The following is a 22,998-nucleotide window of genomic DNA, read 5'->3' on the forward strand; positions in this document are numbered from 1 at the left end:
TACATGGCAAAGTCTAAAAAGGACAAAGCGTCAAAGAAGGCTTTGTCTTATGGCAATTTATACACTCAAGAAGCGGTCACTCAGTTTCTGGTGAACTTTGGCAAACAGCCTGATACGGATGAAGTACTACGCAAAGCAGGCATTACACGTCATAGATTACGTGTACTGCTTGATGATGATGAGATTGCTCAAGTAGTGGAAACGCGAATTGATGCATTGCTAGCTACGCCGTTGCGTGTTGAACCCAATGATACTGATGAAGCACAAAAGCTTAATCTGATATTGAAAGAATGGTTTCATGAAATTGCTACTGGTGCCATGAGTGCACTGTTCTTTGGTTATTCAGTACAAGAAGCTGTCTATGAGTTAAAACCAGAAGGCTATTTGGGTATTCAGTGGATCGGTGAAAAACCTATGCAGTGGTTTGAACCTAAAAATGATGGCCGCTTAATTTACCGACCAGAAGGCATTGGTACCGAGCATGAAGTGGATCAGGTATTCAAATTCTTTTTAACACGCCGTAAGGCTACATATGAACAGCCCTATGGCAAAGCGCTATTGGCTACCCTGTATTGGTTGTTCTTCTTTAAACAGAATGGATTCAAGTTCTGGGCTAAATTTCTGGAGCGTTTTGGGACGCCGATCTTACTGGGTAAATGTAAAGATACTGAAACCGAGGACATGAGCAGAGCATTGTTAAATGCACATGCACAGAGCGTCTTATCGATTGATGCAGATGATGATGTTCAGATTTTGTCTACATCAGGGACAAGTGGTACTGCTGGTGCTGCGTTTGAATCATTCAATAACCAACTGATTCGCCAGATCCAAAAGGTTGTATTAGGGCAGACGCTTACCAGTGGAACAGATGGAAAGGGAAGTTATAGCCTTGGCCAAGTGCATGAAAATGTAAGATTGGACAAGTTGAAGTCAGATATTCGATTGGTGACTCCAACCCTGCAAGCTGTAGTCGACTCATTATGTGTCTTGAATGGGTGGTCTAAATATACAGTTATGTTGGGTGAAAAGCCAAAACCACTGAATAAGGACCAGGCAGAGCGAGACGTACACTTAAAAAATGCAGGTGCCAATCTTTCTAAAGATTACTTCATTCGTGAGTATGGGCTGCAAGAAGAAGATCTGGTTGATCAAGTCCAAACTGGTTTCAATCAATTCACTGCATTACCTCGCCAGGCATTCAACTTTAAGGCAACAGCCAACAAGCTCTCACCAGAACAGCAGGAAGTTGAAGAACTGACTGATGGTCAGGATGAATTGCAGCTACTGAAACCAGATCAGGTCAAGGAATTGGTATTCAAGTCTGATAGCCCTGAAAGTCTGGCTTATAACCTGATGCAATTAATACCTGGTGCAACTCAGACACAGTTCACAGCTAATCTGGACCAAGCTTTGTATGCTGCAGATGTATTGGGGTATGTGACGGCTCAAAACGGGAAGTAAGCTATGCAACCAGTCACGTTTCTTGAGGCGCTTCGGTACGCTCACAGCAAAAAGATCGTGCTACCTGATGAGTTCTATTCAATGGACCTTAAGACCCGGCAGATGGCAACTACGGTTAGCTTTCTATCGAGTCTTGAGCAGATTGAGACTGTCATCAAGGCAGTGAATAAATCCATTGCCGACGGCGGTACTTTTAAAGATTTTCAGAAGCTTATTGAAGAATCTGAAATCATTCTGCCAAAGCACTACCTGGATAATGTATTTCGTACCAATATTCAAAGTGCTTATGGTCATGGGCGGTGGCAACAACAGCAACGAAATAAGGCTAAGCGACCTTACCTGATGTACTCGGCGATCAATGATAGCCGCGTGCGTCCGAGTCATTTGGCCTTGAACCGGATTGTTCGTCACATTGATGATCCATTCTGGCTGACACATTATCCTCCCACAGGTTTCCGCTGTCGGTGCACATGCATAGCATTAACTGAGAAACAGGCGCTGAAATACGGCATTACACCTGATGATCAGTTGCCTGAAATTGCCGAGGCTTTGGACTGGAGTTCTCATCCATTACAGTTTGGTGAACTTGAATCGCTGGTGGATAAAAAGATCAGTGCTTCGAGTTTAGATAAGGAATATCTCCTGGAGCAGAAAGAAGTTATTAAGGCTGAATGGACAGCGAGTAAAAAGCTCACCAGCCTATTTACTCCGATGGATGATAAGACTCGGGACTTATTCGATACTGTGGCCAATACAGTAATACCACTTGATCCAAGCATTCGACCAAGTGCGATTCGCACCTTCTTGGACTATGTGCAGGGAAATGATGCCGCACTGACTGGCTATTTAAACTCTGCTACAGGCTCACTAGCTGATGATGTACTTAAGCGCTGGCTGAGTACTGATCTGGCAGCTATTCAAGCTGTGGCGAGCAATGCGGCTTCAACCGTGGTGGGTGCTGCGACACTTAATCAAGTAGCGGCTTATCAGGTTGGGCAGACAGCTCAGCTTAATGCGCCGTTGCTGATGGCTGATACAGCTTCAGATATCGTGATTAAGATTGAGAATGCTAAAGGCTTGGGTGTTGATCTGGATATGTTGAATGCTGGTAACGGCGTTTTAATACCGATGGGATTGTCATTTGAGGTTGTTTCGATTGAAGCGGTTGAAGGGCAGATGGTTTATACGATCAGACCACTAGTTAATTAATCTTTTAATTAACTAATCTGCTATAGGACAATGTTTAAGCTACATTTTTTATACAACGAATGGAATATTTAAATATTGGATTAGTGGCAAAGTAGACTTATAAAATCTGTACAGCTTAGTCACTTGGTTGGGATATGGTTTGTTTTGCAATTGAGATCGAAATACCTGCAGATAAGTGCCCTAAAATAAGAGGCCGAAAGCGTTTAATAAGAGAAGGAAAGGCAAGGGTTCTTTTGTCAAATAATACTTCTACAAGGAGAGCGCTTACGGGATTTACAAGGTATGGGGTATCTAGCGGAAGGAATGCAATAGTCTTAACTCCATATGAGTTCAAAGATCGTGAGAACCAGATAACAAACTTTCTAAATAAGAGGTTTGATAGTGAATGGAAACTTAAGCTGATACCTATAAAGAATACTTGAACTATTTACCCACCTCGGTGGGTTTATTTGTAGCTATTTTACGCCGTCCGAAAGGGCGGTTTTTTTATGGAGCATGAGAAATGCCAAAAGAAGAGGAACATAAGCCGAATCAGTATTGCTTCCAGATTGGAAATTTAAATGTTGACCAAGCTGAAGAAGGCAAGAAGAAGCGTACTTTCTCCGGTGTTGCATACAGTGGTGAAGTTATTACCGATCATTGGTATTGGGATCGAATCGTCTTTGATCTTGATTCAATGCAAATTAAAGGTCGAATTCCTGCGTTACTGGATCACTCAACTCGGCAACGTGCTGGAGCCATTAATAGCCATAGCATTGATCACCAGAACGGTCTAACAGTTTCAGGTGACCTAATGAGTAATGAGTTCGGTACTCAGGTTGCCCAGGACTCTGACGATGGCTTTCCATGGCAGATGTCAGTGCGCATTGAACCCTCCGCAGTTGAAGAAATTCAAGCAGGTGCATCAGTCACTGTAAATGGGAAATTGCATCAAGGCCCTATCACGGTGTTCCGCGGTGGTCGTATCCGTGAAGTGTCTTTCTGTGCTTTGGGTGCGGATGACAATACAAACGCAGTGGCAGCAAGTCACTCTCCAAAACAATTTAATCAACCAGAGGACACAGACGTGACCGAATTAGAAAAGGCTCAGGCCAAAATTACCGAATTGGAAGGTCAGGTGAATACTCTGACTGAACAAAACAAACAATTCGCTGCTGCAAAACGTGAAGCTGAAATCACTGCATTAGGTAAAGACCTAGGCAAAGAGTTTAGCACTGAAGATGTTGAAGAAATGAAAAAGCTTGATGATTCTGCATTTGCATTCTCGGCTAAGCAACTTCGTCAATTTTCTGCAGGTAGCCAGCAACCACCAGCTACACCACAGACACAACAAACACCAAGTGTGAATCCGGCATTTGCTCACTTGTTCACTCATCAAGCCAATCCGGGGCAGGGTGGTCAAACTCCACAAGGCTCGGCTTTAGATCAGGCATTCAATCAGTTTATGGCAGCGCAGCAACAAGGAGCTAAATCATGAGCCAAGTATTAACAGGCACTATTGAAAATAAACAGCTAGTGGTCGGTGACGGCGTACGTACAGAAAATGCCAAAGTAAAAACTGCTACAGCATATAAGCGCGGCGATTTACTTAACGTAGATGCCAATAACGTTGCTGATCATCCTGTTGTCACTGAAGGTGTAGTAGGTGAATGGAATGCGATTGCTGTGTCAGATTTCAATGCAGAGCAATCTACTTACCATGCGGCTAATAATCTTGAGATGCCGATCTACGTGCAAGGTCCATTTGATATTGCAGTAGTTACAGTGAATGGAACACCTCTGACTACTGCTCAATATGATGCAGTACGTGCACAAGCATTAAAAAACAAAATCGAACTTCGTAAAGTTGTGGGGAACTAAGACATGAGTCAAACTTTTACATTTCAAAATGCACCAGTGGAATTACTGGATGTGCCACAGCTGGTATTACTGACTGATACCACTCAAAAGGTAGATACCTGGCTGATGGACCGCTTTTTCCCTCAGCGTGTTTCCTACACTAAAAAAGAAGTTCCAGTAGGTGAGCTAAATACAGCGACTCCACTTGCGCCGTTTGTTACTCCGACTGCAGCTGGACGTCAGATTAAAGTAGGTGAATCTGGTAACGTGAAATTCGTTAAGCCAGCTTATCTGAAACCAATGATGACAGTCATGCCAAGTGAAGTGCAAAACACTGCTCTGATCGCACGCTTACGTCAGTTTGGTGTGATTGCGACTGGCTCAAATCGTTTATCAGATGCAGATCTGCTGTTAATCGATCAGGCTCAAAAAGCATTGTATCTGCGTCAGTCTATCGAAAACCGAAAGCTATTAATTGCTCGTGATGTGCTTCTCTACGGTAAAACCACTTTTGCTTCTGCAGACTTCCCGATGTATGAAGTAGATTATGAACGTAATGCAGCATGTAACTTTACGCCGTTGATTAAATGGGGCCAAGCTGGTGCTACTCCAGTCAAAGATATTCAAGCGATGATTGATCTTTCTGTTGAGCATGCTGGTACATCACCAATCATGGCCTTAACTACGTCGAAAGTGTATAACACGCTGATTAAAGATCCTGAGTTTAAGGAAAAGTTCATTGCTCCATATGCGGGTGTGAGTGTTCCACTTACTCCAACCTTTGATCAGTCTGATAAACCTCAGTTCCGCGGTACCATCGATAACCTGGAAATCTGGACTTATGATGCGAAACACAGCATGAATGGAAGTGTTGAGCGTTTCATTCCAGAAGATTTCTTTGGGCTGGTTTCTGATGCTAATGGTTGGATTGCTCACTGTGCATTGCAAAACGTCGAAGCATTTGGTCAAGCTCTAGAATTCTATTTAAGCCAATGGCAGGAAAAGAATCCTTCAAGCATTCAACTACTAGCTGAATCATCTCCACTTGCTGTTCCTAATAACAAGAACGGTTTAGTCGGTGGACGTGGATTTGTATAAGGAGATCAAAATGCCAAAGTACATTGCAAAACAATCGATCGGACACTTCCGTCCAGGTCAGGAAATTGAGGGGCTTGAAGCTAAACAACTTCAGGCCCTTTTAGCATCTGGGGCTATTGAAGAATATCAAGAGCCGGAAGAACCTAAGGCAGATGGTGCCGCTGCACGTTTAGCTGAACTTGAAAAAGCCAATGCTGAGCTGATGAAAGCCAACACTGATCTTGAAGTTGCGAAAGTGAAGGCTGAAAAAGAAGTTACCGAGCTAAAAGCAAAAGTGGCTGAACTTGAAAAGGCGAAGCCTGCTGCAAAACCTAAAGCAGACTCAAAACCTGCTGACGAAACCAAGTAGGTGATCTATGTATGCGACTGAAGCAGATTTGGTCGCACGATTTGGTGATGAGATTGAAAATCTGAAAGCGATGCTTCCTTCTCAGTCTTCAATAACTGATGCAATTCAGGATGCAACAGAGGAGATTAACGGTCATATCGGTGGTCGTTATCCTTTGCCACTTCCCAATGTGCCTAGTAACTTAAAGCGTATGGCGTGTGACATCGCACGCTATCGTCTTTACTTCCAGCAACCCATCGAAGAGGCCCGGAAGCGTTATGAGGATGCAATTGCATTCTTAAAACGTGTGGCTGATAACAAAGCACATTTGCAGATTCAGTTACCAGAAACAAACCAGATCGTGGATGACCAACCTAAAGGACGACCTTCAACAGCACCAGTCGGGACTTCATATACCGGTGGTGTATTTGGAGATTCTATCCTGGACCAGATGCCCAGCTTGAAGTGAGGTGCTTATGGCTTTTGCAATAACCATTCAAGCTGATAGTTCACCGATTGAAGCAGTGCTTAAGCAATTAGGTAACTTTGAATCATTAAAGAACCAGCTGTTTGATGAGATTGGTGCTGGACTTGTGGATAGTGTGCAGCATAGATTCTTAACGGGTACTGATGTAGATGGGAACCCGTGGAAGATTTCATGGCGTGCACGTATGCAGGGTGGTGAAACGCTTCGAGATACTGGCCGCCTGATGAATTCCTACACACACAATGTTCTTTCAAATGGTGTGGAAGTGGGCACTGATGTTGCGTACGCACCGCATCTGCATTACGGCGCAACAATCCTACCTAAGAATGGCCAATACATTACTTTTGCAGTGGGTGGTCAATATCGGAAAGTTAAGCAATCCATTATTCCACCTCGGACTCAGCTTGGTATTGATACTGAAGATGAAGCCATGGTTTTAGATATTGTCGGGAGTTTTATAGATGACATTCTTCGCGGTGCGTGATGAGATTGCAGAAAAGCTGAAAGAAATTCCAGAACTTCTAAAGATCTATACGCCGTTAAACTCAGTCAGCGTAACCGAGATGTCACAAGTCACGCCATCTGCGCATGTCAATTTTGTCCGTATTGACAAGAAAGCCAGCGCAGGTCGTGGAAGTATCAATCAGATCGGTCAGCAATGGGCGGTTACGGTTGCATGTCGTAATGCTCAATCTCAAATGACTGATGGCCGAGTGGTGAGTGATGAAGCTGGTCTTTTAACTGAGAAGGTAATTCAATTGCTTTCCGGCTGGCAGCCTCAGGCATCACGAACGGCACTAGAAATGATTTCGGTTCGGGATGGTTATAGCCCAGGATTTGCATACATCACGATTATTTTTGAATCACAAAAATTCATTTAGGAGCCAGTCATGGCAAAACAATACAAAGCATTACAGCCTGTAGGTCGCTTTCAAAAGGGCGATGTGGTCGGTGGGCTGAGTGATGCACAAATCAAAAAATTACTTGCAGATGGTGTAATTCAGGAACTACCTGAACCTAAAGCTGCTCCAGCCAAGAAAACTACAGGGGATGAAAAGTAATGGCTAAATCAGATTTAATCTCGCTTCAAGGTGAGCTTCATTTGGCGAAGATGGTTAATAGTGTACCTTCCGCATTATTGCCTGTAGGTAATACACCGGAATTGCAAATTGCTATTTCTAGTGAATCAACGGATCACTATGAAAGCAAAACCGGCCTTCGTGCTAAGGATGCGGTACTACGCAAACAAACTGCAGTGGCTATCTCTGGTACGCTTGAAGAAGTAACAAAGCAAAACTTAGCAATGGTCCTAAGTGGCAAATCAATCGAAATCCCTGAAACTCAGCTGACTGATATCGATTTAGGTACAGTACAGATTGGTGCCATGATCGATCTGGGCCATCGCAATTTAAGCGAAGTGGCTTTTAAGGATAGTTCGGACGCTGCTATTGAGGCAGACAAATATTTGCTTGATTCAGTTTATGGCACCGTAATTTTTAACGAAGCTGTAACTGGTCCAGTTAAGTTTTCAGCCAAGTCTGGTGCTAAGACACGTACGACAATTGCAACAAACCTAGGTAATGAATATCGCTTGCTGTTTAAAGGCATTGATACTGTTACAGGTGATAAGGTGATCTTAACTTTATGGCGCGTCGAATTTTCACCAGACACTGAATTTGATCTAATTCATGAGGACTTCGGATCTTATTCAATTGAAGGTGAAGCACTGGCGGATATTACTAAAGCAAATGACGAAGAGCTTAGTGTATTTGGTCATATTGAGCGCTTCAGTGTAGCTGCATAAACTCATACAGGCACAATGAACTCCACGGCGCATTAGCGTCTTTTTTTGTGCCTGTTTAAATATAGAAATTGACTATTTATAAAAATTATTTTATTCATATTTAAGGATATTTATCCTTATTAGGACTTACGCACTATTATTTATAGATTCTCTGTGGTAGCAGATGATTTTTATCGAGAATAAAGTCATCAATGAAGTTTTTGATAATTGGTCTAAATAATTTCTTCTGCCAACGATATATATTTTCAAAGATCCGCTCAAACTGGTTCTTTTGTATCTCAACGTAGGCCATCAAGGCTGAAAAAATATGATTCAAAATCAGTTTAGATCGTCTTACTTGAAACTTTTCAATATGACAAACCTGTTTAATCACCCGGTGATATTGCTCTATTTTCCAATGACTTGAATGTAATTCATGAAAACCTTCAAAGGACAATAAATCATCTTCATCTTGATGCACAATATAAAACCTCTGCTGTTCTTTTAACTGAGTCTTAAATAATTGTACAAAGCCAAAATCTTTGAGCCAGACCACTTGACCCTGATGGAAATCTGGCAATAAACGCAGTTGAAACCATTGTCCTTTTTCTGGGGAAACCTTACGGTTACAGTCGATACCAAACATAAATCGAATACCATATTTTCTTATGGTTTTTAGATTTCCAGTCGATGAATACCAACTATCACCTGTAATAAATTGAATCTTTGCACCCCAATTGAGTACTTCACTTAACATATCCATAAAGTAATCATTCTTGGTTTTACTTTCAGATTTGTCATAAATTCGGAAATTAATTGGAATATTTTGACCATTTTGATCTGTCGCATACAAGGTAATGAGATTAATACCCTTGACGGATCGGTGGTGTTTGCCTGACCAAAAATAGCTAACCAAGTCCATATGTTGACTATATGGTTTATCTAAAACAGTATCATCAATACTGACTATAAGTTTATTATTATCAATATGTTGAATTGATTCTTGATATAGGTCGTGAGGTGTGTAGTCTTCACGCTCTAGAAAGCGATTTACACTATCATGCGAGATATTATAAGTCTCGGCAAGTTGTGTGCAGCTAATAGAGTTCGGTTCTGTCATGAGAAAGCCCATATAAATGGGTAATGTACAAGTTGCTGTAGAAGCATGTTTAATTCGTCTGATCACAGATACTTTATAAAGCATTTTAATACTTTTTTGAATCCGTCAATGCGTAAGTCCTACTTATTTAATATCATAATTTATATTTTATATATATGATCGGCGTGTTGGATATTTCGAGAAATTAGCATGCCTACTAAAGTAGAAGCTTTTTTGATTGCATTATTGATTTTTGCTGCGATTGTGGTTGTTTACATAATTGGACAAAGCTGTAATTGGACTCTCAAATAACTTACACACAAGCCTTTAAAGCAAACTTCCTTAGGGAGGTTTGCTTTAGCTTTAGTTTAAAAACTTTTTAAAGTAAGTTATAAAAACTCTTCTAAACAATAAAAAAGCAGAAACAATTATGAAAAAATTGATATTGCTGATCCTGGTAACTTGCTTTTCAACAATAGCTTTTACGCATGATGGAAGAACTGATAAGAATGGTTGTCACAATTAAACTAAAGCCGGTACCAGACACTGTCATTAATAGGAAACACCTTTAAGGTGGTTTTTTAATACTTCATCATTTTGTAATATTTTGTTAGTTTAATTAGCGCTCAATAGGGCTATAAAAGATATTCAGTTCACGTTGAGAATAAAACTGCTATGACTAAAATAGAAATATTTGTCTCCATCCTAGCCGTAATAATTATTTCTACTTTTATTTATCTTGTATGTCAGTAAGTTAGTAAGCTAAGAACCGCCTTTAGGGCGGTTTTTTGATAAGTGGAAGTTTCACCTGGCTATATAGGGTCAATTTTAAAAAGACTTAAAATAGTAAAACATAACTTTACAAATTCACTCTCCCTAGGCTTTAGATAAGATTGAAAATTAATGTAAAGTGTGGCCCTTGAAAGAAAAGGGGGAATTATGAAAAATTTAAGCTTATTCTTTTTTATTGTGATTTTAGCTGGGTGTGGACACAAGGAATCTAACGGTCAGCATCTTGATTTAGAAACAAGCAAAAAGGAACAGCTTGAATTTGCAAAAGAAGCTACAAAAAAATTCATTCCCAACCCTGATTCGGCAAAGTTCCGCAATCAAATAGGAGAGTGTGGAGAGGTAAGCTATAAAGAAGCAGATAGTGATTATGTTCCCTTCCAGCGTTTTATTGTGCTTTCAAAGGATATAGTACTTGTAGAAAATCAGGCGGATCAAAAGCAATTTGAGTTGTCATGGAAGAATGCTTGTACGCCAAGCTGGAAGTAATTAAAAAGCCCTTTAATTAAGGGCTTTCTTTTATTCACCAGATGATTCAGATTTTTGATCTTTTTCATTTCCATACTCTAAAGCAACCTGTTGCGCTTCAGCTGCAGCAGTGGCTTCTATCGGAATCGAGTCAGCTGCGATAGCAACGGTACCGGTAAATCCCATTAAAGCTAAGATTAGAATTTTCGAATACTTTTTCATTTGAATTTCCTCTACGTTTCTAAGACTTAATTTCAGTGTAGAGAATGATTTAAATCACGGATGTATCAGCTATGTCGGGATATGTAAAATATTCAGGTCTAAAGTTATAGGTTTCTAGGTTTGCGTAAGAATGCTTTTCGGTTGAAACTTTTTGTTGAGTTGCTTAACGAAATGTTTGAATGCTTCAGTAGGTAGTTACACTCTAAAGAAACTTCCCTAACTTCTAAATCTTTGTAACATCCAATAATTTTTTTGTAATCTTTATGTTATTAATTGTATGCTTTGCTTATCATATGAATGATGAAAAGTGGAGCTCCGAAAATGCTGACCAAAGCCGAAATCGTTGTTGTCGTTCTAATGATAGTAGCCTTAATTCTCATCGTTTATGAGATGGGGCAAGGTCGTAATTGGGCTTTATAAAATTCAGCCTTTATTAAAGTTAAAAGAAAAGCACCTCCGGGTGCTTTTTTGATGTCTAAAATTTTCTCGAGACCCCATCATGAATGATTTTTTCTTAGCCACAAATCGAAGCATCAAAATCAATGACATTGAAGTCCGCCAGATCCAGATAAAAGACTTTGACACCTGGGCAATGCATGCTGAAGTTTTGAAAAACTTCATCAAAGACCAGAATCATTCAGATGAAATTTTGACAGGGCTATTCAAGGCTCATGGTGTACAGGTCATTTCGACTATTGCCTGTGTTACTGATCTGGACAATGAATCACTGGTAGAACTTGCCGCTGATGAACAGGTATTTAAGGACCTACTTAAAGCTGTGCTTCTGGTCAATCAGGCATATTTCAAATACGAAAAGCCTAAACGTGGCATTAAAAAGAAAGATGATTCCACCTGGTTTGATTCATTCCAGTTTCTGGTATCAATGGGTCATCAGCATAGCGAGATCATGGAAATGACCTACGGTGCATTCCAGGGCTATGTTAAGGCAGCAAATAAAATGTACAAGCAGGGCATCTTTAACTCTGCGATTGCTGCACGTGTAGCCCAATCTGACAAAAAAGGCTTTGAGTCATTCAAGAAAGAAATGGTTTCTGATTGATCATGCATTACCCTAAAGTTATGATAGGAAAATAATAATTTAGGGGGTTACTGTGAAAAAATTATTATTAATTACGATTCTTATGCTTAGTACCACAGCTTTTGCTGTAGAGGTGAACTCAGTACGTGGCAGTACCAGTTATGTGAAGCCTGGCTCTACATTGGGGCAAATGTATGATGTATTGGGTGAACCTGAATCTTCTTATCATCACGTGATTCATGACCGTAAAGGTTGGCCACATAAAGCTACTTCTTATCGTTACACTGTAAATGGTCAGAACTACACAATTACTGTGGTGAATGGCCATATATACAAGATTGAGTGGGAGCGATAGGAATGGCTACAGTTGAGTGCCTAGTGTGTGGTCATGTAGGGTCTACAAAAACCAAAGGTAGTTTTGCTATTACTTTAATTTTGCTTTGGTTTGCTATTTTACCAGGTATTATTTATGAAGTTTGGCGAAGATCTGGTGGTAAGGTTTGTAGCGCTTGTGGAAGTCACAGTGTAAGGCTTTATACGCCTGTAAATAGAGTGGTAGTGCAGCCTGCCAGTCAATCTACAACGGTTGAGCCTACTAAAAACTATGGTAAAAGCAAGTTAGTGGCAAATGATACCTTCTCATATAGTGCCGGTGAGAGGCTTAATCAAGAAAATCAAGGTGAAAATCCTGAATTTAAAGATTGCCCCTTTTGTGCTGAGAAAATAAAGCTCGCTGCAATTAAATGTAAGCACTGCGGAAGTATGGTGGAAGAATGAAATACTTATTAAGTATTATGCTGTTGCTTTTAGCTCAAAACTCTCTTGCTGCTGAGGTTTATACTTGTACCACAAATGGTAAAACAGTTTACCAAGGAAAACCTTGTAAGGGTGTTGGTAAAACAGTGGGCGATAGAGTGAGAGAGAATAAAGAAGCAGAAAGACATTCAACCGTCCCTACTTATTCCGCTAGTGCTTCAACAACACAAGGCAACAAGTATTCTGAGCAGGATTGGAAAGCCATTTGTAGATCTGCATCAAAAGCAGCTGGTGCTGTTATGCGCAATAGGCAGCTTGGCATATCAATGAATAATCAAATGGATACCCTGCTACCCAAGGCTGAACCAGCTATTAAGGGTATTATGGAGTCCATGATCCGATTAGCGTACACCAAACCAAGATTTAGCACACAAGAATACAAGAAAAGTGCCGAGACGGACTTTGAGGATGAATATCATCTTTTGTGTTTAAGAGCGAGAGAATAAAGCACCCTAGGGTGCTTTTTTAGTGTCTTTATAAATATCAAAAAGATGCTTTTCATCAACCATGATTGCTTTGGTGATTCTTTCCATAGCTTTGGTAAATGATGGGTTTGGGTTATCTGCTTCATTTGCAACAATCATAGCAACATTTGCTAAAAGCATTCTTTTGTAAGGATCAGACGCAACCAAGTTTGTCGTAGTGAAACTTTCTTCTAGTCGAGCAACCATCTCAGCACTTTGGGAGCGATTGTTTTTCTCTGCCGCCTCTTCAATTTTTTGTTTTAGTTCAGGTGGTACACGCAATCTAACTATAGTGTGATCAGCTTGATTACTCATTCAAAAACCTCAATGCCACAAATTGTGGTAAATATTTCATGATAGGTATTTACATTACCACAAAGTGTGGCTATAGTTATTAAACGCCACAAAGTGTGGCATTAATGGAGGATAATATGAAAGAAGATATCGTGTATGTAAAAGGTCGGCTTGATAGCGATCTTCATAAAGAGCTCAAAGCAATCGCAAAGGAGGAAAAGAGGTCAATAGTTTATCTTTTAAATGAAGCGGTTAAATTACTAATTGAAAAACATAAGAGTGCGAAAGCATGAAAACTACAGGCACAAAAAAACCTTGCCATCCGCCAAGATTAAACAAGGTTTTTTTGCCATCACTTAAGGAAAGTAACTATGTCTAATTTAACACAAAATTCAGTAAATCCAAATACTCAACCGTTGGTTATTGGTGATTTCCAGATTCGTCAAGATGAAGATGGCCGTTATTGCTTGAATGATCTACATAAGGCAAGTGGGTATGATAAGAAACACCAGCCTGCTTACTTTATTCGCAATCAACAAACCAAAGACCTAATTGCTGAAATTGAAAACCCTTCGAATGGGGCCTCTGCAAATTTGCAGATGCCTGCTGTTGGAAAAGTTAATGATGGTAAGAATAATGGTACATATGTAGTCAAAGAATTAGTTTACTCATATGCAATGTGGATCTCTGCAAAATTCCATCTACAAGTTATTCGCGCTTATGATGCGATGGTGATGCAATTTAGAGTTAAGGCGCGCCAGGCTATTTCACCAGAGCAACAAGCCTTGCTTCACGAGATTGTGGATCGGCGTTCACAAGGCAATCGCAAGATTTATGCAGAAATGTGGTCGCGCCATAACCGACACTTTAAAATCCCGCGTTATGCTGAGCTTTTAGAGATTCACTTTCCAGAAGCAGTCCACTACCTAGAAACAATGGATCTAAAAGCGAAGGTAGAAAAGCAGGAAGTTAAAGCTTTACCTTACCCTCAAGAAGTTATTCAGGTCGCCCAGCAGATCAGTAACGAGTTCAATAACTCTCGGTATGATTCTTGGCATGTAAGTGCTCGCAATGGCGTATTGACCGCAATGCCACTACCTCCGGGCTTCTACCCAACAATGGATATTGCCGAATTTACCAAGCGTTTTGATAGTGTATTGGATTTGCTGTACGGCACAGATACATTGCGTGTAGGAAGGCATTTTCTAAAAGAGCGTAATTCTAAATAAAACAAGAACCTCCTTCGGGAGGTTTTTTACTTGATTCACACCCGCTTCGGCGGGTTTTTTATTGCCAAAATTTAGAGGTCATCATGGCTGGAAAAGAACTTACATTTAAACTGGTAATAGATGCTGATACTAAAGACTTTGTATCTAATGTTCAGCAGTCTGAGAAAACCGCAAAAGCCCTCTTTGATGCGATAAAAATAGAATCAGATAAACTTAAGACAACATCTGAAGAAACAGCAAAAGAAGTCGGTAAAATTGTACCAGATGACCTCCAAAAGAAAGCTGATCAGGCTAAAGGCAAGTTAAGTGAAGTGTCTCAAGCAGCTAGTGAACTACAAGGTCAAGCTATTGAGGCTGCTGGTAAAATTGATGGTTTAGGCAATGAGCTTCAAGACACAGCAAGCAAGGCCAATAAGGCTGGTTTTGAAATCGGCAGTGCCATTCCTAGTGACGCTGTTCAGTTAGCAGAAATGCTAGGCAATAAGTTCTTCTCTGCCGCAAAAGAAATTGAATCTCTGGGTGATAAATCGACTATCAGTGCTGGTGAACTCCGTGCAATGTCGAGTGCTGGGGAGCAGGGGCTTAATGAACTGAATTTGGCACTGAAAGCCGCTCAGGCTGAGTTGGTTCGTCTACAAAGCACTGATGGCACCCTACAAGACATTGAGATTGCTAAGCAGCGCGTTTTAAGTATTCAAGATGCGATTAACGAAGCCTCCAGTGCCTTCAACTACTACCAAGGTGTAGCGATCAATGCCATGAAAGGCGTGGATGGTGCCACTCAATCAGCTATTAACCAGGTCCAACGTTTTAGCGCCGTAGATCTAACTGGGGTAGTAGGGGAAGCACAGACTGCCACCCGTGCAATTGAAAGTATGGGTGACGGCGCAAGCCTCAGTACCAAAGAAATTGAACGTATTGGCAGCATTGGCACCAATAGCATTAATGCCCTAGAGCGTGAATTACTGACAGCAAGAAATGCATTTTCGGCACTAGAGCAAAGCAGTGAAGCTGTAACACTTAATGAGATTAAGGCAGCTGGTGACAAGGTTAAAGGTCTTGAGCAAGCAGTAGATCTGACTAAATCAGCCTTCTCCGAATTTAATGTAAAAGCCACCACTGCAATGCAGGGCGTTTCCACAAGCACAGATAAGGCATCCGGTAGTGCCAAGCAAGCCGGACATGCAATTTATGAAGCATTAGGCATTAAACCGCCGTCCGTGATTAATGACGCAATTGCAGACCTCACTAACAAACTTGAGAATTTTAAAGCCAATAGTAAGCTCCCCGCAGAAGAAGTAGCGCGTGTAACTCAGGCCACCGAGCAAGAGATCGTAAGGCTAAAGAATGAATTAAATGGAATAGAGCCGGCTGCACAAAACGCCAATTCTGGTATTTCTGGCCTATCTAAGGGGATGGACGGCGCGAAGTTCGCAGTAAATGCCCTTGTTGGTGCTATGGCTACAGTCGGCATTGGGCTGGGTATCCGTGAGCTTGCACAGGCAGCAGATTCCTATACAAACCTTTCAGTACAAATTCAGATTGCCACTCGTGAAGGCGGTGATTTTACATCGGCCATGGCTGGCGTTCATCAGGTCGCATTAGCAACAAACTCAAGTTTGGATGCTACAGCAGGCTTATTTACCCGATTGAATACAGTCGGTAAAGAAATGGGGATGACGCAGCAACAAGCGTTAGACCTTACTAAAACAGTGACCCAAGCGATTCAGATTGGTGGTGGATCAGCACAAGCAAGTGAAGCAGCAATCACTCAGTTTATTCAAGCAATGCAAGGCGGTGTTCTTCGCGGTGAAGAATTCAACTCCATCATGGAAAATGGCTATGGTCTTGCTGAAGCATTAGCTAGAGGGTTGGGAGTCACTACCGGCGAACTTCGCAAGATGGCTGAAAATGGGGAGCTTACCTCTGAAAGAGTTGTTAAAGCTGTTCAAAGCCAGGCTACCCAGATCCAAGAAACCTACAACCAGTTTCCAACTACTATTAGAAATGCACTGCAGAAGATATCAACACAGTGGCAAATCCTGATTGGTGAGATGGATCAAGCCAATGGGTCAAGCGCGACGGTAGCTAATGCTCTCTCAGTCATCGCTGATAATCTTGGAATTTTAAAAGTATTCTTTGATGATGTGGCTGAAGGTGTTGGATGGTTTCAAGACAAGCTCTCTGAAATCGATCCATCTACAATTGAGGCTATTAGAAGCACTTTATCTGCTGTATATGACACGATTAAAACAGTCATTTCAGGCATGGCAGGAATCGCTGAAACCGCCTGGAGTGCCTTCACATCTACCTTGGATGCAATCGCCCCGCTATTTAACGCAATTATGGGTGGTAAGGAAGAGGTTAGTGGCTTAACCACCTTATTCAATGTTTTTAAAATTGCACTGGGTGTGGTTTCCGATGGTGCTACCGGATTAAATATTGCCTTGAAGCTACTCCTTGCAGGTATCCAGTTTATTTCCGGTGGTATTTATGCGCTTAGCGCCTCGGTATTAGATTTCCTTGGTTTCGATGATCTTGCTGCACAGGCTCAAAATGCGTCTGATGCTCTATTTAGACAAGCCGAAAAGAATGGTAAAGAGGCTAACAGGCTAGCACTTGAAAGCAAATCTGCGACAAGAGAAGCAATTCGAGAGATTCGTCAGACTGAGGATGAGGCAAATAAAGAACGGGTTGCTGAGAGCCAAAAAACTCTTAATGAATTAAAGCTTCAAGAAGAAAAGCATAAGGCTGACTACAAGGCTATTAGTGATGAGCGTGTTCAGCTAGAGCAGCAACTCCATGAAGCACGCAAAACTGGCAATCAGGCTGCAATTGATCAGGCTGTAAAAGGTCTTGCCGAACTGGATGCCAAGGAAAAAGCATATCAGGCTGAAAGTCAGAAAATCACTGAAGCTAAGATTCAGGCTGCTCAGATCGTAGCAAGTGCAATGATTCGATCTGCAGATGCTGCGGGGATGGCGCAACTAAAAGTTCTTAATGCCCAGTTGGCTGCCCAAGGCTTACAGGCTGAATTTGATAGCACCGGTAAGGTAGTTGTGAAAGCGATGCAGGATGCAACAATCGCCACCGACGGTCAAGTTAGTGCGACAGACAAAGCCCGCAAAGCTGCTGCTGCGCTTGGTATTGATTTAGATGTAGCTCTTAATCGGGTTTCTAAAAAATTTGCTTCTGATCAGAATCATTTGAACAGTTATGCAGGTGGCTTAGAAGCAATGGGTGTCACTGGCGCACGTGCAACTGAGCTAATTTATCAAGGGTGGGAGAAATGGGCAGAGCAAGCCAAATCACCAGCCGAAATCGATGCAGCAAAAGCTCAACTCCTTTCCTTTGAAAAACAAGGAGTGTTTTCTGCAAAACAAGTTCAGATGGGTATGGAGCATCTGGATCAGGTTAATGGAAAACTGCCTCAAAATATTTCTGAAGTTGAAAAAGCCTATAAGCTGCTTGGTATAACATCAAGAAAAGAAGCGGGTGAGGCTGCGGATGCTCAAATGAGAGCATTTAATGTATTAAAGCAAAGCGGTACTGCCTCGGTCGAAGAACTAAGACAAGCCTTAATTAACATGGCTGATAAGGTCTATGCTTCTGGTGATGCAGTTAAAATTGCAGCCTATGAAGCTAAGCTTGCTTACCACGGTCTATCAAAAGAGGTAAGTGAAACCGGCCAAGTTTCAGTGAAAGCCAATAATGCTGTGGAAGAAAGCTTGCACCGTGTTCGTAATGCCACAAGTAATGCGGGTGATGGCTTCGATGATCTCGGCCGTAGGGGTGTTAGAGCAGGTAACGATACTACTGAAGCATGGGAAGAAGCTCGCAAAGCAACGGAAGCAGCTATGGCTTCTCAGGGCAAGATGAAGGCATCCAAAACTGGAACAACTGCTAAACATGGGCTTTCTGTTGAAGAAATTGAACAGAGACTTAAGGATATTGGTTATGAAGGTGATACTAAGCAAAAAGCCAAACAACTTTTTCAGGATGCCGAGCCGGTGGCTGGGGGTTATTACAAATCAGCCTCCAATGAATGGGTGAAGAAAAAGTATGGTACTACTGCTTACGATAACCAGAAGGCTTTAGGTAATGCTATGTATGTTATGGAACAGATCGAGAAGTTGGAGCAGTATGTAGGTAAAAGTGGTAGATCAGCCAACTTGGGTGATTATGCGCCGTCAATTCCTTCCGTACCATCAACTAAAGATTATGGTAAGGGGGGTGATAGTGTGAATTACAACATTCAATTCGGAGGTCAAACCCTATCCCTTACAGGTGATGCAAGCCAAAAGGATGTAATGACCAATCTGGTAAATCAATTAAAAGGTATAGCGAAATCAACATGAAACTTATTCGCTTAGCAACATCAGAAACCGTCCCATTAGAGGACGGTTTTTTATGGTCTGATGAATTCTCCTGGAAGCCCATCGAACAAACTCAGGCTTATGCAATGGATGGCACTTTGATCATTCAGGAAGGCAAAAAGAAATCTGGTCGGCCTATTACTTTACAGCCAGCAGATCAGGAAATGGGCTGGATCAAATTGCGTGAATTACGAACTGTTCGAGAATGGTCCATGTTGCAGAACGAAGTTTTCAAACTGAAGTTTGAACAACCTCATGACAATCGGCAATTTACTGTCAAATTTAACCACCAGGATGGGGCTTTAGAGGCTGCACCGGTGAAAGGAATTCCAGCGGTATCACTGGATGATTATTACAACGTGACCTTACGCTTTACGGAGTTAGACGATGGCGATTGAAACTAAGGATTTAGTAATTTACAAGTCTGAACGCTTGACTGATAACTCGGATGGCGGTGGTAAATATTCTGGTGTTGTAGTGCAGGATGGCATTAGTAATAACCTGTTCAATGATGTATCTGAAATGGATCGAACCATGGGTGATGTGTCCATGCGCAAGGTTTTCCCAGCGGTTACCACTGAAGATACAGATTTATTGATGGGTGCAACTATTTTTGTATCTGAGCTACCAGAAGATCCAAACGTATCAGCATTGCTTTTCAGTACCAAAAACTGGACCGATGAACGCCAGTCTGCCCAAAACCGGGTAGAAAACTATCTTGCAAAAGGTGGTCAAATTGCTGGCACGCCACTAGATACCCATTGGCAGGGCATGTCATCACTTCAGGTTGTGATGTGGCCACAGGAGGTTGAGGCATCGGTAGGCGATACCATTGTGCTGGTCAGTGATGAAGGCAAGGTATTGGAGCGCGAACAGTACGTACGAATCACCAAGGTCGAAACCCGTACTGCCATTATGGTGATTGATAAAGAGAAAATTGAATACAAGGTTGCAACCTACTCACTCAATGATGCACTTGAAGTTGATTTTTTCGGTCTTTCAGCACGCCAGTGGTACAACGGTGAGAAATCAAAAACCATTATCCGCGATACCATTGTTGCGGATACCGGCCTGTACTATTCGTCTACAAAATTGGCTGCTGATGCGAATGTGGGTGAATTTACAGTCAATGCCAAAAGCATCTTTGCCCAGCTTATTCCATCGGCCCAGACCGAAACACCAATTATTGATGTAAATGCTGCCGGTGAAAGCGTGGTGCTTGTGGCAGGTAATGAAGGCACGATCACGGTTAATTACCCGAATATCGTGATTGGTGTCAGTCAGAATCTGTACATCGGTTCAGCAGTGATTCCATCCAGTGTAGCTTTCACATTACAAGGCCAGCAGATCACCGATCAGGGTGGCTTGCTGAAAAACACCCAAGGCACTCAAGTCGGAACGATTGATTATCAGCGTGGCTTGATTCAATGGACTGCCGCAGCGCCAGCTGGCACCGCAAGTTTGAATATCACATTCAAGCCAGCAGCCGCACCGAATCAGTATTATCAGAGCCATGCGATTCCAGTGACTCAGAATAACCAGAGCACCAACTGGACTGGAGTTTTAATTCCGATTCCAGCACCAGGCGCTTTGTCAATCTCGTATATGTCACAAGGCAAGTTCTATGAACTCAAAGATGATGGCTCGGGGCAGTTAAAGGCTGCGAGTTCGTCATTTGGTTCAGGCATGATCAATTATGAAACCGGCTCATGGTTATTAACGACTGGCGCACTACCAGATGTAGACACACCAATTCTGCTGAACTGGGGTACACCGATTGTCACCTTTGTACGCTCCAATTTAAGTGTGGAAAAAGCTGCATTTGATTTTGATTTAGGTCGACCGGGTGTATTGCCGGGTATCACCATTAACTGGCTGCTTGAGGGTGAGGCGAAAACTGCAACATCAAATGATCAAGGTAAGTTTACTGGGGATGCCACAGGTGAAATTAACTATGCCACCGGTATTGGCAAAATCATTCCAAATAAGTTGCCACAGAAAGGCACGGTCTTTTCGGTGGTCTATAACTACGGCGCTTCACTTGAGCAGACCAAGATGGATGTTACTCCTGTAAATCAAAAGCTGACCTTTACCATTGGTACGGGACCAGCAATTCAGCCAAATAGTGTGGAATTAAGAATTCCACTTCAAAGCAATGAGGGGATTACAGGATCTGTAACCCTGACAGATGTGCCGGTGAATGCAACTATGGGTAATCTAGTGAATAGCCGCGGTCAAGTGCAAGGCACCATTATCTATGCCACTGGCGCAGTTGAAGTCACACCAAAAAGTACAGCGAGCAGATTTGTGCAAACCTTTACACCTATGGCTACCTATGCGGCTGCCTAGCGAGGAAATATGTCTTTTTATTCTCCACAAACGTCAGACATCCAAGGTCAGCAGGTTGAATTAAAAGCCCTTAATGCTGTTGATGTTCAAGTGAAATACCGCGATACCTCTGGCTCGAACTCAGCAACCCATACGGTGACGGCCAACAAGCTCAAGCTGGATTTATCTTCTGGTTTTGATGAGCAGATTCTAACAGGCTCAGCCCGATTCAAAGTCGGTGCTGATACTTTCCTAGACCGTACTGGCTTGCTGTATCGTAATGTGAATCCGGCGAATAACAGCGGAATTCAGTCTGGTGCCATTCAATATGGCACCGGGATCGTTGAAATTGATTCCTGGACCCCGAATGCAGATAACACAATTACACTGGAATCCCTAACCACCACAACCGACTTGTTGCCGGTCAACAAGATCAGCTTTAGAACGCCGATCATGCCGATCCGGCCACAATCCTTAAATGTGGTTGTGGGTACCACTGAATTTGGTCAGCTGACATTAACCGCTGATGAAAATGGCGTAATCGAAACCAGCCGGGCGCATGGTCAGGTCAATTGGGATAATGGCTTTGTGACGATCTACTTCTACACCAAAACCAAAATCACAGAAGCCAACCGTGCGGAGATTGAGGCAAGCGACTGGTATGACCTGCTGCTAGAATACCAGGAGGGAGCCGATACTTATATCAATGTTCCGGTCTGGGTGGATGCTTCAAGTGTACGCTATAACGCAGTGGCTTATACTTATATTCCTTTGGATTCTGAAATCCTTGGTTTGTCTGCCACACGTTTGCCGATTGATGGCCGTGTCCCGATCTTCCGTGTCGGTGGGATCGGCATTGTCAGCTCAAGCAAAGCGCAGGAATTACCAAGTGCAATTGCAGGAACCACGTACGATCTCAATGATCAGCGGATCTCATGGGCAGAATTGGAAGATGCCAACGGAACGAAAGTCGCCTTCGATTTGTACACGGTTGATTATGACTATGGTCGCGTGACGCTGGGTGGTGACTTTGTACTGGGTAATCTGGTTGCGCCACTGACAGTGAAATACCGCTATCAGGATATGGGTTTGATCCGTGACGTGCAGATCAATGGTCAACTGACATTTACCAAGCCACTGACGCATAACTATGATGCAGTGGATACCATTGTTGGCTCTGCTTTAGTGATTGGCGATATGCAGGCGCGTTATACACGAAAGTTTGTGCAAGGTTCATGGAGTAATGCCTGGGCAGATGAACCGAGTTCAGGAATTTTAGCGAACTACAATGATTCCCTCTATCCACTCCAAGTCACAAACAAGGGGGCGATTCAAGAACGCTGGGCATTAATCTTTACGGATGCACAATCATTCCGCTGCATCGGTGAATACTCGGGTCAGATTGGGACAGGTACTACCAATGCAGATTATGCGCCGCTCAATCCGGTGACTGGTGTGCCGTATTTCACGATCAAAAAAGAGGGGTGGGGCGCAGGCTGGGCCAATGGTAACGTCTTGCGCTTCAATACTGTGGCTGCAAACTTCCCGGTCTGGGTGATCCGTACAGTGAAACAATCCGAACCAACGGTAACCTCAGATCAATTCCAAATCATGCTTCGTGGTGATATTGATCGCGTGGTTTAAAAGTTAAATCAAATATGACCGCTTT

General features: G+C 42.3%; 25 protein-coding genes. 22 read left to right on the top strand and 3 right to left on the bottom strand.

Annotated elements, in window-relative coordinates:
• The first annotated feature begins 3 nt into the window (after positions 1-3).
• From ACWM1W_RS06980 to ACWM1W_RS07030, 11 genes are all read left to right on the top strand, one after another.
• Complete coding sequence (locus ACWM1W_RS06980; protein ID WP_375725385.1) at positions 4-1,461, top strand: phage portal protein family protein; 1,458 nt, start codon at positions 4-6, stop codon at positions 1,459-1,461.
• 3 nt (positions 1,462-1,464) lie between these two features.
• Positions 1,465-2,670, top strand: a complete 1,206-nt coding sequence (locus tag ACWM1W_RS06985) for a phage head morphogenesis protein (protein WP_375725386.1) — start codon at positions 1,465-1,467, stop codon at positions 2,668-2,670.
• Between the two features lie 502 nt (positions 2,671-3,172).
• Entirely contained in the window at positions 3,173-4,147 is a 975-nt protein-coding gene (locus tag ACWM1W_RS06990; RefSeq protein ID WP_375725387.1) for a hypothetical protein, read from the top strand.
• Positions 4,144-4,530, top strand: a complete 387-nt coding sequence (locus tag ACWM1W_RS06995; RefSeq protein ID WP_180018049.1) for a hypothetical protein — start codon at positions 4,144-4,146, stop codon at positions 4,528-4,530. The genes ACWM1W_RS06990 and ACWM1W_RS06995 overlap by 4 nt, the downstream gene beginning before the upstream one ends.
• 3 nt (positions 4,531-4,533) lie before the next feature.
• The gene (locus ACWM1W_RS07000) at positions 4,534-5,607 is read left to right on the top strand and encodes a major capsid protein (protein WP_005236581.1); all 1,074 of its coding nucleotides are present in this window, start codon (positions 4,534-4,536) and stop codon (positions 5,605-5,607) included.
• 10 nt (positions 5,608-5,617) lie between these two features.
• Positions 5,618-5,956 (top strand): hypothetical protein, encoded by a 339-nt coding sequence (locus tag ACWM1W_RS07005; protein ID WP_086044619.1) that lies wholly within the window; start codon positions 5,618-5,620, stop codon positions 5,954-5,956.
• Positions 5,957-5,963: 7 nt separating this feature from the next.
• A complete protein-coding gene (locus ACWM1W_RS07010; RefSeq protein WP_086044620.1) occupies positions 5,964-6,404 on the top strand; it encodes a gp436 family protein in 441 nt (146 codons plus the stop codon).
• Between the two features lie 7 nt (positions 6,405-6,411).
• Complete coding sequence (locus ACWM1W_RS07015; protein ID WP_375725388.1) at positions 6,412-6,906, top strand: phage virion morphogenesis protein; 495 nt, start codon at positions 6,412-6,414, stop codon at positions 6,904-6,906.
• A complete protein-coding gene (locus tag ACWM1W_RS07020) occupies positions 6,884-7,303 on the top strand; it encodes a phage tail terminator protein (protein ID WP_375725389.1) in 420 nt (139 codons plus the stop codon). The genes ACWM1W_RS07015 and ACWM1W_RS07020 overlap by 23 nt, the downstream gene beginning before the upstream one ends.
• Before the next feature lie 9 nt (positions 7,304-7,312).
• The gene (locus ACWM1W_RS07025) at positions 7,313-7,483 is read left to right on the top strand and encodes a hypothetical protein (RefSeq protein WP_162835337.1); all 171 of its coding nucleotides are present in this window, start codon (positions 7,313-7,315) and stop codon (positions 7,481-7,483) included.
• Positions 7,483-8,226: a phage tail tube protein gene (locus ACWM1W_RS07030; RefSeq protein WP_291358679.1), complete on the top strand. Its 744-nt coding sequence runs from the start codon at positions 7,483-7,485 to the stop codon at positions 8,224-8,226. Before ACWM1W_RS07025 ends, ACWM1W_RS07030 begins: the two co-directional genes overlap by 1 nt.
• A gap of 136 nt (positions 8,227-8,362) precedes the next feature.
• On the opposite strand, the gene ACWM1W_RS07035 is transcribed toward ACWM1W_RS07030, so the two are convergent.
• Positions 8,363-9,391, bottom strand: coding sequence for an IS701 family transposase (locus tag ACWM1W_RS07035; RefSeq protein ID WP_079281079.1), 1,029 nt, complete (start codon positions 9,389-9,391; stop codon positions 8,363-8,365).
• Positions 9,392-10,243: 852 nt separating this feature from the next.
• On the opposite strand from ACWM1W_RS07035, the gene ACWM1W_RS07040 reads away from it, so the two are divergent.
• A complete protein-coding gene (locus tag ACWM1W_RS07040) occupies positions 10,244-10,582 on the top strand; it encodes a hypothetical protein (protein WP_375725390.1) in 339 nt (112 codons plus the stop codon).
• Between the two features lie 30 nt (positions 10,583-10,612).
• Here ACWM1W_RS07040 and ACWM1W_RS07045 read toward each other — a convergent pair whose 3' ends face one another.
• Entirely contained in the window at positions 10,613-10,783 is a 171-nt protein-coding gene (locus ACWM1W_RS07045) for a hypothetical protein (RefSeq protein WP_005262212.1), read from the bottom strand.
• Between the two features lie 499 nt (positions 10,784-11,282).
• Between ACWM1W_RS07045 and ACWM1W_RS07050 the strand changes: the two genes are divergently transcribed.
• Genes ACWM1W_RS07050 through ACWM1W_RS07065 form a run of 4 tightly spaced genes read left to right on the top strand, consistent with a single transcriptional unit; the run spans position 11,283 to position 13,084 of the window.
• On the top strand, positions 11,283-11,843 hold the full coding sequence (locus ACWM1W_RS07050; protein ID WP_375725391.1) for a hypothetical protein: 561 nt from the start codon (positions 11,283-11,285) through the stop codon (positions 11,841-11,843).
• A gap of 52 nt (positions 11,844-11,895) precedes the next feature.
• Positions 11,896-12,177, top strand: coding sequence for a hypothetical protein (locus tag ACWM1W_RS07055; protein WP_375725392.1), 282 nt, complete (start codon positions 11,896-11,898; stop codon positions 12,175-12,177).
• 2 nt (positions 12,178-12,179) lie between these two features.
• Entirely contained in the window at positions 12,180-12,599 is a 420-nt protein-coding gene (locus ACWM1W_RS07060; protein ID WP_375725393.1) for a hypothetical protein, read from the top strand.
• Positions 12,596-13,084: a DUF4124 domain-containing protein gene (locus ACWM1W_RS07065; protein ID WP_375725394.1), complete on the top strand. Its 489-nt coding sequence runs from the start codon at positions 12,596-12,598 to the stop codon at positions 13,082-13,084. The genes ACWM1W_RS07060 and ACWM1W_RS07065 overlap by 4 nt, the downstream gene beginning before the upstream one ends.
• A 6-nt stretch (positions 13,085-13,090) precedes the next feature.
• Here the strand turns inward: ACWM1W_RS07065 and ACWM1W_RS07070 are convergent, their stop codons facing one another.
• Positions 13,091-13,417, bottom strand: coding sequence for an Arc family DNA-binding protein (locus tag ACWM1W_RS07070; protein WP_375725395.1), 327 nt, complete (start codon positions 13,415-13,417; stop codon positions 13,091-13,093).
• A gap of 116 nt (positions 13,418-13,533) precedes the next feature.
• Here ACWM1W_RS07070 and ACWM1W_RS07075 point away from each other — a divergent pair, with 116 nt between their 5' ends.
• The 6 genes from ACWM1W_RS07075 (at position 13,534) to ACWM1W_RS07100 (ending at position 22,973) form a co-directional block, all read left to right on the top strand.
• A complete protein-coding gene (locus tag ACWM1W_RS07075; RefSeq protein WP_375725396.1) occupies positions 13,534-13,689 on the top strand; it encodes a hypothetical protein in 156 nt (51 codons plus the stop codon).
• A 78-nt stretch (positions 13,690-13,767) separates the two neighbouring features.
• Positions 13,768-14,625: a KilA-N domain-containing protein gene (locus ACWM1W_RS07080; RefSeq protein ID WP_375725397.1), complete on the top strand. Its 858-nt coding sequence runs from the start codon at positions 13,768-13,770 to the stop codon at positions 14,623-14,625.
• Between the two features lie 83 nt (positions 14,626-14,708).
• Positions 14,709-18,983, top strand: coding sequence for a tape measure protein (locus ACWM1W_RS07085; RefSeq protein WP_375725398.1), 4,275 nt, complete (start codon positions 14,709-14,711; stop codon positions 18,981-18,983).
• Complete coding sequence (locus tag ACWM1W_RS07090; protein WP_375725399.1) at positions 18,980-19,399, top strand: hypothetical protein; 420 nt, start codon at positions 18,980-18,982, stop codon at positions 19,397-19,399. Before ACWM1W_RS07085 ends, ACWM1W_RS07090 begins: the two co-directional genes overlap by 4 nt.
• Entirely contained in the window at positions 19,389-21,350 is a 1,962-nt protein-coding gene (locus tag ACWM1W_RS07095) for a hypothetical protein (RefSeq protein WP_375725400.1), read from the top strand. The genes ACWM1W_RS07090 and ACWM1W_RS07095 overlap by 11 nt, the downstream gene beginning before the upstream one ends.
• 9 nt (positions 21,351-21,359) lie before the next feature.
• Entirely contained in the window at positions 21,360-22,973 is a 1,614-nt protein-coding gene (locus ACWM1W_RS07100) for a hypothetical protein (protein WP_375725401.1), read from the top strand.
• The last annotated feature ends 25 nt before the right edge of the window (positions 22,974-22,998 follow it).

It is taken from the genome of Acinetobacter sp. TW_SC_4 (genome assembly GCF_054861205.1).

Bases quoted from the DNA above. Each gene is read 5' to 3' on its own strand.
- ACWM1W_RS06995 (WP_180018049.1), top strand. From the start codon at position 4,144: ATGAGCCAAGTATTAACAGGCACTATTGAAAATAAACAGCTAGTGGTC.
- ACWM1W_RS07010 (WP_086044620.1), top strand. From the start codon at position 5,964: ATGTATGCGACTGAAGCAGATTTGGTCGCACGATTTGGTGATGAGATT.
- ACWM1W_RS07045 (WP_005262212.1), bottom strand. From the start codon at position 10,783: ATGAAAAAGTATTCGAAAATTCTAATCTTAGCTTTAATGGGATTTACC.
- ACWM1W_RS07090 (WP_375725399.1), top strand. From the start codon at position 18,980: ATGAAACTTATTCGCTTAGCAACATCAGAAACCGTCCCATTAGAGGAC.
- ACWM1W_RS07065 (WP_375725394.1), top strand. From the start codon at position 12,596: ATGAAATACTTATTAAGTATTATGCTGTTGCTTTTAGCTCAAAACTCT.
- ACWM1W_RS07080 (WP_375725397.1), top strand. From the start codon at position 13,768: ATGTCTAATTTAACACAAAATTCAGTAAATCCAAATACTCAACCGTTG.
- ACWM1W_RS07040 (WP_375725390.1), top strand. From the start codon at position 10,244: ATGAAAAATTTAAGCTTATTCTTTTTTATTGTGATTTTAGCTGGGTGT.
- ACWM1W_RS06985 (WP_375725386.1), top strand. From the start codon at position 1,465: ATGCAACCAGTCACGTTTCTTGAGGCGCTTCGGTACGCTCACAGCAAA.
- ACWM1W_RS07025 (WP_162835337.1), top strand. From the start codon at position 7,313: ATGGCAAAACAATACAAAGCATTACAGCCTGTAGGTCGCTTTCAAAAG.
- ACWM1W_RS07095 (WP_375725400.1), top strand. From the start codon at position 19,389: ATGGCGATTGAAACTAAGGATTTAGTAATTTACAAGTCTGAACGCTTG.
- ACWM1W_RS06980 (WP_375725385.1), top strand. From the start codon at position 4: ATGGCAAAGTCTAAAAAGGACAAAGCGTCAAAGAAGGCTTTGTCTTAT.
- ACWM1W_RS07100 (WP_375725401.1), top strand. From the start codon at position 21,360: ATGTCTTTTTATTCTCCACAAACGTCAGACATCCAAGGTCAGCAGGTT.
- ACWM1W_RS07070 (WP_375725395.1), bottom strand. From the start codon at position 13,417: ATGAGTAATCAAGCTGATCACACTATAGTTAGATTGCGTGTACCACCT.
- ACWM1W_RS07005 (WP_086044619.1), top strand. From the start codon at position 5,618: ATGCCAAAGTACATTGCAAAACAATCGATCGGACACTTCCGTCCAGGT.
- ACWM1W_RS07015 (WP_375725388.1), top strand. From the start codon at position 6,412: ATGGCTTTTGCAATAACCATTCAAGCTGATAGTTCACCGATTGAAGCA.
- ACWM1W_RS07050 (WP_375725391.1), top strand. From the start codon at position 11,283: ATGAATGATTTTTTCTTAGCCACAAATCGAAGCATCAAAATCAATGAC.
- ACWM1W_RS06990 (WP_375725387.1), top strand. From the start codon at position 3,173: ATGCCAAAAGAAGAGGAACATAAGCCGAATCAGTATTGCTTCCAGATT.
- ACWM1W_RS07085 (WP_375725398.1), top strand. From the start codon at position 14,709: ATGGCTGGAAAAGAACTTACATTTAAACTGGTAATAGATGCTGATACT.
- ACWM1W_RS07075 (WP_375725396.1), top strand. From the start codon at position 13,534: ATGAAAGAAGATATCGTGTATGTAAAAGGTCGGCTTGATAGCGATCTT.
- ACWM1W_RS07030 (WP_291358679.1), top strand. From the start codon at position 7,483: ATGGCTAAATCAGATTTAATCTCGCTTCAAGGTGAGCTTCATTTGGCG.
- ACWM1W_RS07000 (WP_005236581.1), top strand. From the start codon at position 4,534: ATGAGTCAAACTTTTACATTTCAAAATGCACCAGTGGAATTACTGGAT.
- ACWM1W_RS07020 (WP_375725389.1), top strand. From the start codon at position 6,884: ATGACATTCTTCGCGGTGCGTGATGAGATTGCAGAAAAGCTGAAAGAA.
- ACWM1W_RS07060 (WP_375725393.1), top strand. From the start codon at position 12,180: ATGGCTACAGTTGAGTGCCTAGTGTGTGGTCATGTAGGGTCTACAAAA.